Source organism: Stenotrophomonas sp. S49 (genome assembly GCF_016624905.1).
Taxonomy (GTDB): domain Bacteria; phylum Pseudomonadota; class Gammaproteobacteria; order Xanthomonadales; family Xanthomonadaceae; genus Stenotrophomonas.
Map to the genome: position 1 here is coordinate 24,040 of NZ_JACVUD010000035.1, position 12,621 is coordinate 36,660.

The window sequence follows — 12,621 nt, forward strand, 5'->3', positions numbered from 1 at the left end:
GCGGCGTCGCACCCGGGGTCAGAGCCCTTTCGTTGAAAGGGATCTGACCCCGGCATGGCGTGGCTCTACTTCTCGCGGCGCCAGTTCAGCGAGCCGCGGTTTTCCACCGTGCTCGATTCCACTTCCACGTCGAAGCCGCGGCTGAGCAGGTATTTCAGCGTCAGCACCGAACCGCTGCCGACCATCGATACGCCGTAGCCCACGTACAGCTTGGGCGAAATGTACTTGCCAAAACCAATCACCGAACCGCCCAGCGCGCGCGATTGGCTGACCCCGGCATCATCCAGGCCCAGCTTGGCGCCCAGCTGCGAGGCCAGCAGGCCGCTGCCGGCCGACAGCGCGGCCGAGGCGGCGGTGACCTGCTGGGTCTGGTCACTGCTGGCATTGGTCAGGCTGCGGCCCAGCACCAGGTAGGCCAGGGCTTCGGACTGCGACATGGCCGGGTCGGACCAGACATCGGCACGGGGTTGCTGGGCGCGCCCGGTCACATCGATGCCCGCGGTGACATCGCCAATGCGGCGCTCGGCGCGGATGTTGATGCGCGGGTCGGACACCGCGTTGTAGTTCCAGTTGAGGTTGCCGCGGGTGATGGTCAGGTCCTGGCCATAGGCCTTGTAGCGGCCACTGACTTCCAGGCCGCCATTGGCGGTCATCTCGCGGCCCGGCCGCGCCCACACCTGCATCTTGCCGGTCAGCGCGCCCTTCAGGCCGAACCCGGTCATCTTCACCTTGTCGCCCAGGCTGACCGTCAGGTCCATGTCCAGCGGCGAGGTGCGCGATTCCTCCGGATCGGCCGGGTCCAGCACCACCACGTCTTCGGACACCGACGTGCCGCGGTCCAGGCGTTCCAGATCGATGTCGGCCTCGGGCACGTGCACGGTGCCGCGCAGTTCCATCGCGGCCTTGGCCAGGGTGAAATCGAGGTTCGGGTTGGCAATGATGCGCAGTTCGCTCGTGTTGGACACCAGCACGTTCTCGCCATGGATCTTCAGCTGCAGCGGCTGCGCATCGCCGAACCAGGATAGACCGCCGTCCACGTACAGCGTGCCCTGCCCCGAATTGGCCTGCGCGGTGATCTTGGCCGAGCCATCGGGCTGGGCGACGAAGCTGCCCTTGCCCTGGTCGAGGGTCAGGCCCAGCGCCGGGAATTCACCCTTGAAGTTGCTCAGCTGCGCGTCGCCGCCCAGCGACGGCTGGCCACGCGTGCCGCGCAGGCTCACGTGGCCTTCGATCAGGCCGGTGGGGCGCACGATGTCCGGCGAGAACAGCTCCAGCCAGTACAGCCGCGACATGTTCAGGTACAGCTCGCCGTTCAACGGCGCGCTGGCCTCCCAGCCGGTCTGGAATTTCGCGTCGACGAAGCCGTTGCCCTGGAAGCCCAGGCCCAGGTAGCCCTTGATGCTGGCCGGGGTCATGTCCAGCTTCACCGAGAACTGGTCGTAGCGCGCCAGTTCACCACGGTTGGCATTGGCGCCGGTGCCGGTGTTGCGGTTCTCGCCCAGGCGCACCCCGCCTTCCGGCGAACGCACTTCCACGTGGCCCTCCCAGGCGTTGCCGCGCGGGCGGATCTGCGCATCCAGTGTCAGTTCGCCACGCAGGTAGATGCGGCGCCCCGACTGCGGCGGCAACCACGGCTGCACCAGCGACAGCGGCAAGGCATCACCGCGCACCACCAGCCCGTCGCGCGGCCAGTTGGCCTGCGCGCACAGGGCGCCGCCGGTGGCCGCGGCCAGGCAGGTATCGGCCAGCGTGTAGGTGCCGCCGTTCACCGCGAAGGCGGCCGGCGCACGCAACGCCCAGGCATCGCCCTTCACCGGCGCGATGCGCAGGGTGGACAGTTCACCCCGCCATTGCTCGCCCTGCTGGCGCACGCTGCCCTGAAGGTCGATCGCGCCCAGTTCGTTGTGGGTCTGCGCGCTCAGGCGCAGGTTGGACACGCTGCCCTGCGCGTCGATGGCCAGGCGTTCAAGCAGCATGCCGGCATTGACCTGCTGGCCCTGGATCGACAGGCGGCCGGCGTCGCCGCGCCACGGCAGGTTGCCCTGGATGCTCAGGCTCTGCGCGCCGTAGCCATCCCAGTTGATGTTGTTGCCCACCAGATCGGCACGGATGTCCGGCGCATCGCGCGGGCCGGTCACCTGCACCTGGCCGCGCAGGCCGCCATCGGCACCCGGCAGCAGATCACTCAGCTGCAGCGGCTCGAAGCGCGCATCGATATCCAGGCGGTCGCCCACCTTGCCCTTGGCGGTGACCCGGCTGCTGCCGATCGCCAGCGCCAGTTCACCCTGGCCCTGCGCGCCCTGCAGCGCGAACTTGCCTTTGGCATCCACGTTGCGCTGGCGCAGGGTGCCCTTCAGTGCAGGCAGATCGACGGTGGCTTCCAGGGTGGGCGCCGTACCTGCGGCGGCGCTGGCCGGCGGCGGCACCTGGCGGCCCTTCGAGGCAAGGTTGCCCGACAGCCGACCGTCCCAGCCCGGCAGGAAGTAGCCCGGGTCGAAGTCCTTCAGGCTGGCCTTGGCATCCCAGTCCAGCTGCGGTGCCCAGGCCACCTGGCCTTCCACCTGCAACTGGCCACCAGGGGTCTGCGCCACCAGCTCGCGGATCGAAGCGGACTGGTCGTTGCCGCGTACGTCGAAGCGCAGGTCGGCACGTTTCTGCTCGCGCTCGATCTGCGCACGGCCGATCGCCGCCCATGCCTTCAGCGTGCCGGCCAGGCCGAAGCGCGCTTCCTGCAGGGTGACCGGCACCGGCGCACTGCCGGCGGTGTTCGGGTCGGGCTCGGGCACCCAGGTCAGGTTCCGCGCAATCACCGAGAAATTCAGGGTCTGCTGGTCCGGGTTGCTGAAATCGGCGGTGCCCTGCAGGCGGGCTTCACCGCCCAGACCCTTCAGCACCAGCGGCGACACCTTCAGCACCTGGTTTTGCAGCGATACCACCGAAGGCGCCAGCTCCACTTCCTGTGCCCCCTGCTTCAGTTTCCCGTGCAGGTTGGCCTGGCCGCCCTTGCCGGCGGCGGTGAAATCCAGCGACAGCGGTGCGATGGCCGATGCGGCCAGCGCCGGCGACAGCAGCGCCAGATCCAGCTCATCGCTGCGCACGCTGGCGCTCCACGTCGGATCGGTGCGGCCGTCGAACACCAGCATGGCCCGCAACGGCTTGGGCGCGCGGCCGGCCACGCCCACTTCCATGTGCGCCAGGTTGCCGCGTGCAACCAGGCCCAGGGTGGCGGCGGTGCGACCGCGCGGGGCCGGCAGCACGGCGGTCACGGTCACGTCGGTGTCGTAATCCTTGGCCGGAATGTAGCGCCCCTGGGCCGTGAAATCGCCCATGTCGCTGTCCACCACCAGTTGCCGGGCCTGGAATTCGCCGTTCGCGATCTCGATGCCGCCGCGTACGCGGGCGACGTCGATCAGCGGCTCGTTGGCCTGGGTGATGCGGAAGCCGTCGATGGCAATCACATCGGCCTGGATGGCCAGCGGCATCTCGATCTGCGGCAGTGAATCGGGCCACGACGGCATCTCGAACGGCTCATCGCTCTTGGCCAGGTTCAAGGTCGCGTTGGTCAGCTCCAGCCGGTCCAACAGCAGCTTGCGGCCCAGCAGGGGGCGCAGGTCCGGTTCCAGGTGCGCACGCTCGGCGTGGAAATGGATGTCGTCGTAGCGGAAATCGACGTTGTACAGGGTCAGCGGGCCGGCGACCGGGCCATCCACCTTGTCCCAGGTGAAGCTGGCGCCCACCGGCAGCCGCGCCACCACCTGCGCCAGCAGCACGTCGCGGCCGGCCACGGTCTGCAGCAGCCAGTAGACCGCCAGCAGCGCCAGCAGCACCAGGCCCAGCACGCCCCCCCCCGACCACGCCCAGAAGCGGCGGCGACGGTAGAAACGCACGCGCGGCGGCGGGCTGCCCGCCGGCGGATTCGGCGTGGGCGCGCTCACAGGTCCGCTCCGATGTTCAGGTACAGCTGGAACTGCGAATCCGGATTGTTCAGGCCGTGCGCGATATCCACGCGCACCGGGCCCACCGGCGATTTCCAGCGCACGCCGAAGCCGACGCCGGTGTGCAGGTCAATGGTGTTGTCGAACGCACTGCCGGTATCGACAAATACCGCCGCGCCCCATGGGCCGCCGTTGAAATAGTGCTCGTACTCGGCCGAGCCGATCACCAGGTTCTTCGCACCCAGCGCGTACTTGTCCGGCGCCGGCGTGCGCGGGCCGACTTCGCGGAAGGCATAGCCGCGGATGCTGCGGTCGCCACCGGCGAAGAAGCGCAGGCTGGGCGGCATGGCCACCAGGTCGCTGGTCCAGGTGGTGCCGCCTTCGCCGCGCAGGATCAGGCGGTTGCTTTCACCAATGGGGATGTACCAGCGCAGCAGCAGGTTGGCCTGCACGAAGCTGGTGTCCGAGCCGGCACCCTCCACGCCGCCGCGCAGGGTGGCGCTGCCACTCACGCCGCTGCGCGGAAACAATTCATCGTCCACGTTCACGTAGTCGGCCACCAGCTGCGGGTAGACCAGCGTGGAGGTGTTGTACACCGCATCGGTGAACTCGGTGCCCGAGGCGTAGCGCCAGCGCTCGCGCAGCGCGTTGATCGAGGCGATGGCCGTCCAGTGTTCGTTGATCTCGCCACTGCGGCTGGCGATCAGCTTGAAGTTGCGCAGATCGATGTAGTCGGTCTGCTCGTCATAGGCGCTGGCGGTCAGTCCATACCAGCCATCCAGCCACTTGAACGCCGGTACGCGGTAGGTGCTGACCAGGCTCTTGCGCTTCTGCGCATAGTCCAGCTGGGTGTTCATCTTGTGGCCGCGGCTGTTCAGGAACCGCCGCTCCACGCCGCCGCGCACACCGGCGCCACTTTCACTACCGTAGCTCAGACCAGCGGTGTAGATGGTGCGCTTGGCGCGGGTCAGCTTCACGTCAATCGGCACTTCGCCATTGTCGTCGGCCTGGTCCGGCCGCGGCTGGATGTCGATCACGCTGAAGTAGTCCAGCTTGGTCAGCGATTCGCGCAGGCGGTCCAGCTTGCCTTCGTGGAAGTAGCTGCCCTGTTCCCAGTACACCAGCGGGTCGAACAGCTTGTCGACGAAGTAATCCTGCTCGAAGCGCACCGGGCCCATGTTGTAGCGGCGGCCGCTGTCCCAGGTCAGGTCGATGTCGGCGGCGTTCTCGGCGCGGGTGATCTGCACCTGGCGCTGGGTGTAGTCGGCATCGAAGTAGCCGCGCTCGGCCAGGCGCCGGGTCACGGTGATCTTGCTGGCTTCGTACTGGGTATGTTCGAAGCGCTGGCCCTTGCGCGGCTTGAACGCGGCCAGGTCATCCTGCAGGTACTGGTCGTAGGTGGCCGGGCCGGTGATGTCGATGTGCTCGCGGCGCACGGTTACCGGCGGGCCCTTTTCCACGTGGATCACCACCCGCAGGTGTTCGTCCTGGCGTGGCGCCTCCACGGTGATCACCGGGTTGTAGTAACCAAAGGGCTCCAGTGCATGGCGGGTCTGCCGCTCGGCCTGCGAAAGCAGGTATTCCAGGCGCGATTCGCCCTGTTCCTTGCCGATGGTTTCATAGAGCGACAGCGAGACCTCGATGTTCTCGATCATCTCGGCGTCGTCGCCCTTGTCCAATCCCTTGATTTCCACCTTGTCGATGGTGCCGCGCGCGTGGGCGGACGAGGCCACGGCGAAGGACAGGAGCACCAGGGGCAGGGCGTAGTTCTTTGGCTGCATGCGGCACAGCATACCGACCGCGCGTGACGATGCGAAATGCTGCGCGCGAATCGGGATCGGTTGTTAAGTGGCAGTCAAAATGCGCGCCTTTGTGCGCATCATCGGCACGAAAAAGGGAACGCCGGGCATGGCCCGGCGCTACCTGTTCCAGTAGACCCACGCCATGCGTGGATGGGGGGCGGCCCCGTCAGCTCGACAGATGTTCGATCGCCGCCACCTTGCCCAGGCGCTCGCCCAGCAGGGTCAGCAGCGCCAGTCGGTTGCCACGCAGGGCCAGGTCTTCGGCATTGACCATCACGCCATCGAAGAAGGCATCGACCTGCGGGCGCAGGCGGGCCAGGCGCGCCAGCACGGCCACGTAATCCTTGTGGTGCAGGCTGGCGCCGGTGTCGTCGATGGCCGCGGTCACGGCCTCGGCCAGCGCGCGCTCGGCGTCTTCCTGCAGCAGCGAGGCATCGATCTGGCCCGGGATGTCGCCTTCGGCCTTGCGGAGGATATTGCGGATGCGCTTGTTGGCCGCTGCCAGCGCCTCGGCTTCCGGCAGCGCGGCAAACGTGCCGATTGCGTCAAGGCGACGGTCGAAGTCATACAGCGAGGCCGGCTTCAGTTCGGCCACGGCGTTGAAGTGGGTGGCCGGCACGCCCTTGTCGCTGTAATAGCCCTTCAGGCGGTCCAGGATGAAGTCGTACAGCTCACCCACGTCGGCCTGCACATTGCGCGCGGCCAGGCCGGCGTTGGCGCTGGCCAGCAGCGCGCGCAGGTCCAGCTCGAAACCGCTTTCGATGATGGTGCGGGCCAGGCCCAGCGCGTTGCGGCGCAGGGCGAACGGGTCCTTGTTGCCGGTCGGCTTCAGGCCTGCGGCGAAACCACCGGCCAGGGTATCCACGCGCTCGGCAATGGCCAGCACCTTGCCCAGCGGCGACAGTGCGATGTCATCGCCACCGAAGCGCGGCTGGTAGGCCTCGTCGATGGCCAGCGCCACCTCCGGCGATTCGCCACCGGCCACGGCGTAGTGGCGGCCGGCGATGCCCTGCAGTTCCGGGAATTCATTGACCATGCGCGACTGCAGGTCGTTCTTGGCCAGCTGTGCGGCACGCTTGGCCAGCACCGGGTCGGCTCCGACCTGCGGCGCGATCACCTCGGCCAGCGCCGACACGCGCGCCACCTTGTCGGCCACGCTGCCCAGCTTGGCCTGGTAGGTCACCGTCTTCAGGCCCTCGCCCATCGCGTCCAGGCCCTGCTTCAGGTCTTCGTCGAAGAAGAACTTGGCATCGGCGAAACGCGGGCGGATCACGCGCTCGTAGCCCTTGGCCACTTCGGCCACGTCCTTCGATTCGATGTTGGCGATGCCGATGAACTTCTCGGTCAGCTTGCCGCTGTCGTCCAGCACCGGGAAGAACTTCTGGTTGATCTCCATCGTCTCGATCAGCGCTTCCTGCGGCACCGCCAGGAACGCGCGCTCGAAGCTGCACAGCACCGCCGAGGGCCACTCGACCAGGTTCACCACCTGCTCCAGGTTGTCCTCGGTGATGCGGGCGCTGCCACCGGCCTGGCCAGCAGCGGCCTCGACCTCGGCAACGATGCGCGCGCGGCGCTCGGCCGGGTCGACCAGCACCTTGGCCGCGCGCAGCGACTCCACGTAGTCCTGCGGCTGGCTCAGCCACACAGTCTTGTCGTGGTGGAAGCGGTGGCCGCGGCTCATGCGGTCGGCCTTCAGGCCGAACAGCTCGGCCTCGACGATGTCCGCGCCGTGCAGCAGCACCAGCCAGTGCGCCGGGCGGGCGAAGCCCCAGTCGTGGTCGCCCCAGCGCATCGGCTTGGGAATCGGCATCGCGGCGATGGCCTCGCGCAGGATCTCCGGCAGCAGCGCAGCGGTGCGTGCGCCCGGGCTCACCGCACGGTGGACGAAGCGCTCGCCCTTGTTGTCGCTGGTCTTTTCCAGTGCGGTCCAGTCGATCCCGGCCTTGGCCGCGAAGCCCTGCAGGGCCTTGGTCGGCTGGCCTTCGGCGTCCAGCGCGATGTTCAGGTACGGGCCCAGCACTTCCGAACGCTGTTCGGGCTGTTCCAGGCCGACGCCGGGCAGCAGCACGGCCAGGCGGCGCGGGGTCGACAGCGGGCGTGCATCGCCCAGTTCCAGCTCGACGCCGCGCTTGCGCAGGCCGTCGACAACGCCATCGAAGAAGGCCTGGGCCAGGCCCGGCAGTGCCTTCACCGGCAGCTCTTCGGTGCCCAGTTCGATCAGCAGGGGGGACAGATGGCTCATCGTTTCAATCCTGTGGTGGGGGCGCAGCGCGCAACGCGTCCGGCGCCCGGAAGTAGTGGAAAGCGCGGCCCTCAGGCCTTCTTCGCGCCCGGGAAGCCCAGCTTCTCGCGCTGCTCGTAGTAGGCCTTGGCCACCGCCTGGGCCAGCGCGCGCACGCGCAGGATGTAGCGCTGGCGTTCGGTCACGCTGATCGCGCGGCGCGCATCCAGCAGGTTGAAGGTGTGGCTGGCCTTCATTACCTGCTCGTAGGCCGGCAGCGGCAGGTTCACTTCCACCAGCTTCTGCGCCTCGCGCTCACACGCATCGAAGCGGTGGAACATCTCTTCCACGTCGGCGTGTTCGAAGTTATAGGTGCTCTGCTCCACCTCGTTCTGGTGGTACACGTCGCCGTAGGTCACCGGCTGGCCGTCCGGGCCGTAGGTCCAGACCAGGTCGTAGACGTTGTCGCAGTTCTGCAGGTACATGCACAGGCGCTCGAGACCGTAGGTGATCTCGCCCAGCACCGGGCGGCACTCCAGGCCACCGGCCTGCTGGAAGTAGGTGAACTGGGTCACTTCCATGCCGTTGAGCCAGACTTCCCAGCCCAGGCCCCAGGCACCCAGGGTCGGCGATTCCCAGTTGTCTTCCACGAAGCGCAGGTCGTGCACCAGCGGGTCGATGCCCAGTGCCTTCAGCGAATCCAGGTACAGCTGCTGGATGTTGTCCGGCGCCGGCTTCATCGCCACCTGGTACTGGTAGTAGCGCTGCAGGCGGTTGGGGTTCTCGCCGTAACGGCCGTCGGTGGGGCGGCGCGAGGGCTGCACGTAGGCCGCATTCCAGCCTTCCGGGCCGATCGCACGCAGGAAGGTGGCCGGGTGGAACGTACCGGCGCCCACCTCCAGGTCGAGCGGCTGGATGAGCACGCAGCCCTGCTGGGCCCAGAACTGGTTCAGGGTCTGGATCAGGCCCTGGAAGGTGATCGGTACGGTCGGGGTCGCGGACATGCGGACGATTCTTGGCCGGCTGAGGGGTGCGCTAGTATAACGGCCGACCTGCGGGGCATTCCGTACCCGGGAGGAGCAGGCAGATGGATCACCGGCTGCCGGTGGGGAGTTCGGGTGATTCGGCCGCGGTACCGCTGCCGCCAGGGCGGCTGCAGTTCGAGCAGGTGGCTGCCGCCGTGCTGGCCGATGGCCTGGTCGCGCCACAGGACCGCGAGCGCGTGCGCTTTTCCGCACAGGGCGCGCGCAATGCCAGCGAAGTGCATCCGCTGGTGCTGCTGTCGAACCTGAAACTGGCGGCCAGCAGCGGCGGCGAACTGAGCCTGGAACGGCTGACCGAATGGCTGGCCCAGCGTAGCGGCTGCCGCTACCTGCGCATCGACCCGACCCGGGTGGACGTGGCCAGCGTGACCGCCGTGGCCTCGCACGCCTATGCGCGCCGCCATCGCTTCCTGCCACTGGCGGTGGACAGCGAACGGGTGCTGGTGGCCACCAGCGAACCGCTGGCGCAGGAATGGCGCCGCGACCTGCAGCACCTGACCCGGCGCCAGATCGAACTGGCGGTGGTCAACCCGCTGGACCTGCACCGCTACACGATGGAGTTCTTCGGCGTGACCCGCTCGGTGCGCGGGGCCCGCGGCGACGTGCGCGGCGAAGCCAACGCCACCCTGCCCAGCTTCGAACAGCTGGTGGAGCTGGGCCGCACCGGCGACGTCAACGCCGACGACCAGCACATCGTGCACATCGTCGATTGGCTGCTGCAGTACGCCTACGAACAGCGCGCGTCGGACATCCACCTGGAACCGCGCCGCGAGATGGGGCGCATGCGCTTCCGCATCGATGGCGTGCTGCACAAGGTGTTCGAGGTGCCGCCGGCGGTGATGACCGCCGTGGTCAGCCGCATCAAGGTGCTGGGGCGCATGGATCTGGCCGAGCGCCGGCGCCCGCAGGACGGCCGCATCAAGACCCGCTCGCCGGGCGGGCGCGAAGTCGAAATGCGCCTGTCGACCATGCCCACCGCCTTCGGCGAGAAGTGCGTGATGCGCATCTTCGACCCCGATGCGGCCTTCAAGAGCATCGACCAGCTCGGCTTCAGCCCGCAGGAAGCGGCCGGCTGGAACGCGCTGGTGGAGCGCCCGCACGGCATCGTGCTGGTCACCGGGCCGACCGGTTCGGGCAAGACCACCACCCTGTATTCCACCCTGAAGCGGCTGGCCACGCCGGACGTGAACGTGTGCACGGTGGAAGACCCGATCGAGATGATCGCCGCCGAGTTCAACCAGATGCAGGTGCAGACCAACATCGACCTGGATTTCGCCGCGGGCGTGCGCACCCTGCTGCGGCAGGACCCGGACATCATCATGATCGGCGAGATCCGCGACCTGGAAACCGCGCAGATGGCGGTGCAGGCCTCGCTCACCGGCCATCTGGTGCTGTCCACCCTGCACACCAACGACGCGCCCTCGGCCATCACCCGGCTGCTCGACATCGGCGTGCCGCACTACCTGCTGGCCTCCACCGTGAACGGCATCCTGGCCCAGCGCCTGGTGCGCACGCTGTGCCCGCACTGCAAGCAGCCGCACACGCTGGGACCGGCCGATTGGGCGGTGCTGGCTGATGGCCATGCAGCATATCCAGATGCCGCCACGCCCTGTCGGCCGGTCGGTTGCCTGGAGTGCCGGCGCACCGGTTTCCTCGGCCGCATCGGGCTGTATGAGTTGCTGCCATTGGGCTCGCGCCTGCGCGGGCTGATCCGCGCGGACATGGATCTGGCCGGTTTCAGCCGGGCCGCGCGTGCTGAAGGATTGCGAACCCTGCGCCAGGCTGGGCTTGAAAAGGTGGCGCAGGGGCTGACTACAATCGAGGAAGTCCTGTCAGTCCTGCCGCCCCCGGATGAATCCAGCGCCCTTCCTGATCCTTGAAACCGGCCGCCCGGTGCCGACCCTGCGCCGTTACGGGCGCTTTCCGCACTGGATCCGCGTGGCCGCCGGCCTGGACGAACGGCAGACCGTGGTGGTCGATGTCGAACACGGTGCCGCCCTGCCCGACGCACGTGGCTTCGCCGGCGTGCTGGTCAGCGGTTCGGCCGCCTACGTGACCGACCGTGCCGAATGGAGCGAGCGCAGCGCGGCCTGGCTGCGTGCGGCCGCCCATGATGGCGTGCCGGTGTTCGGCATCTGCTACGGCCACCAGCTGCTGGCCCATGCACTGGGCGGGGAAGTGGCCTACAACCCGGCCGGGCGCGAATCGGGCACGATCGAACTGGAGCTGGACCCGGCCGCCGCCGAGGACCCGTTGTTCAGCGGGCTGCCGCGCCATTTCGCCGCCCACGCCACCCACCTGCAGACCGTGCTGCGTGCGCCGGAAGGTGCCGCGGTGCTGGCCCGCTCGCCGCTGGATGGCTGCCATGCCTTCCGCTGGGGCCGGCAGGCCTGGGGCGTGCAGTTCCATCCCGAATTCGCCACCCACCACATGCGCGGCTACGTGCGCGCCCGCGCCGACTGCATCGGCCGCCACGGCGGCTGCGCACGCAGCGTGGAACGGGCGGTCAGCGCGGCACCGCTGGCGCGCCAGCTGCTGCGCCGTTTCGTGCGCCAGGCCCGGCTGTCTTCAGCCCAGCAGGTGGCAAAACAGGGATAATCGGCGGCACGGGCCCCGGCCCGGCCCCCTTACTGTCCTTCCCGGATGTCCATGAAAGAGATTCGCAAGCTGCCGGCTTCGGCGGGCGCCCAGTGGTTGCTGGATACGTTCTCCCTGTACCGGCGTGCGCCGCTGCAGCTGGCCCGGATCGGCCTGACCTGGATGCTGGTCAGCTGGGTGGTCACCCTGCTGTCCACGCTCATTCCGGGCGTGGCGGGGCTGGCGGTGCAGCTGATGACCCTGGCCATCTCGCCCATCATGTTCGGCGGCATGCTGTACGCCGTGGGCGAGATCGACGAAGGCCGCCCGGGCCTGGCCACGCACCTGCTGCAGCCGATCCGCGACCACCGTGTCAGCCACCTGCTGGTGCCGCTGGCGATCCAGGTGCTGGCGGTGCTGCTGCTGGGCGTGCTGCTGTACCTGATGATCGGCCGCGAGGGCTTTGCCGCCTTCAGCGAGGTCATGAAGCGGATGGAAGAGATCGGCCAGAGCGGGCAGCAGATCAGCCCCGATGATGCCGCCGCCCTGGTGGCCAACCTGCCGGCCAAGCGCATCGCGCTGTGGCTGCTGCTGGTGTTCATCACGGCCATCGGCCTGACCCTGGCCATGTTCACCCAGCCGGCGCTGGTGGTGTTCGACAAGCAGAGCGGCATGCACGCGCTGCGCCTGAGCCTGCAGGGCTGCGTGGAAAACCTGGGGGCGATGGTGGTGTTCGCGCTGCTGGGCGTGATCGCGCTGTTCTGCGGCTACATCGCCTTCGTCATCGTCATCCAGCTGGCCATGCTGATCGGCGGCCCGCTGGCTGCCGCGTTCATCGCCCAGCTGGTGCTGACCACCGTGCTGATGCCGCTGTACGTAGGCGCCGTGTACGCGGCCTGGAAGCAGATGTTCGTGCACCGTGGCAGCCGCGCGGTGCCGCCGATCCCGGCCACGCCGCCGGCCAACGACGTCTTCCACGCCTGAGCTGCACCGCAGTAGCAACTGTCTTGTCAGGGGCTGCCGAGGGCCACCTCGGCGTCCCG

General features: G+C 68.3%; 7 protein-coding genes. 3 read left to right on the forward strand and 4 right to left on the reverse strand.

Annotated elements, in window-relative coordinates; translation table 11 throughout:
* Nucleotides 1-65: 65 nt before the first annotated feature.
* The 4 genes from IAE58_RS09790 to glyQ form a co-directional block, all read right to left on the reverse strand.
* The gene (locus tag IAE58_RS09790; RefSeq protein WP_199933135.1) at nt 66-3,935 is read right to left on the reverse strand and encodes a translocation/assembly module TamB domain-containing protein; all 3,870 of its coding nucleotides are present in this window, start codon (nt 3,933-3,935) and stop codon (nt 66-68) included.
* Entirely contained in the window at nt 3,932-5,728 is a 1,797-nt protein-coding gene (locus IAE58_RS09795; RefSeq protein ID WP_199933136.1) for an autotransporter assembly complex family protein, read from the reverse strand. Before IAE58_RS09795 ends, IAE58_RS09790 begins: the two co-directional genes overlap by 4 nt.
* Before the next feature lie 175 nt (nt 5,729-5,903).
* Nucleotides 5,904-7,979, reverse strand: a complete 2,076-nt coding sequence (gene glyS, locus IAE58_RS09800; RefSeq protein WP_199933137.1) for a glycine--tRNA ligase subunit beta — start codon at nt 7,977-7,979, stop codon at nt 5,904-5,906.
* A gap of 71 nt (nt 7,980-8,050) precedes the next feature.
* On the reverse strand, nt 8,051-8,962 hold the full coding sequence (gene glyQ / locus IAE58_RS09805; protein ID WP_079224358.1) for a glycine--tRNA ligase subunit alpha: 912 nt from the start codon (nt 8,960-8,962) through the stop codon (nt 8,051-8,053).
* 83 nt (nt 8,963-9,045) lie between these two features.
* Here glyQ and IAE58_RS09810 point away from each other — a divergent pair, with 83 nt between their 5' ends.
* From IAE58_RS09810 to IAE58_RS09820, 3 genes are read left to right on the forward strand one after another with little or no spacing between them, the layout of a single operon-like run.
* Nucleotides 9,046-10,881 carry a GspE/PulE family protein gene (locus IAE58_RS09810; protein ID WP_199933138.1) on the forward strand — a complete coding sequence of 612 codons (1,836 nt, stop codon included), beginning with the start codon at nt 9,046-9,048 and terminating at the stop codon, nt 10,879-10,881.
* Nucleotides 10,853-11,599 carry a glutamine amidotransferase gene (locus IAE58_RS09815; RefSeq protein ID WP_199933139.1) on the forward strand — a complete coding sequence of 249 codons (747 nt, stop codon included), beginning with the start codon at nt 10,853-10,855 and terminating at the stop codon, nt 11,597-11,599. The genes IAE58_RS09810 and IAE58_RS09815 overlap by 29 nt, the downstream gene beginning before the upstream one ends.
* Nucleotides 11,600-11,650: 51 nt before the next feature.
* Nucleotides 11,651-12,562 (forward strand): BPSS1780 family membrane protein, encoded by a 912-nt coding sequence (locus IAE58_RS09820; protein ID WP_199933140.1) that lies wholly within the window; start codon nt 11,651-11,653, stop codon nt 12,560-12,562.
* Nucleotides 12,563-12,621 lie beyond the last annotated feature (59 nt).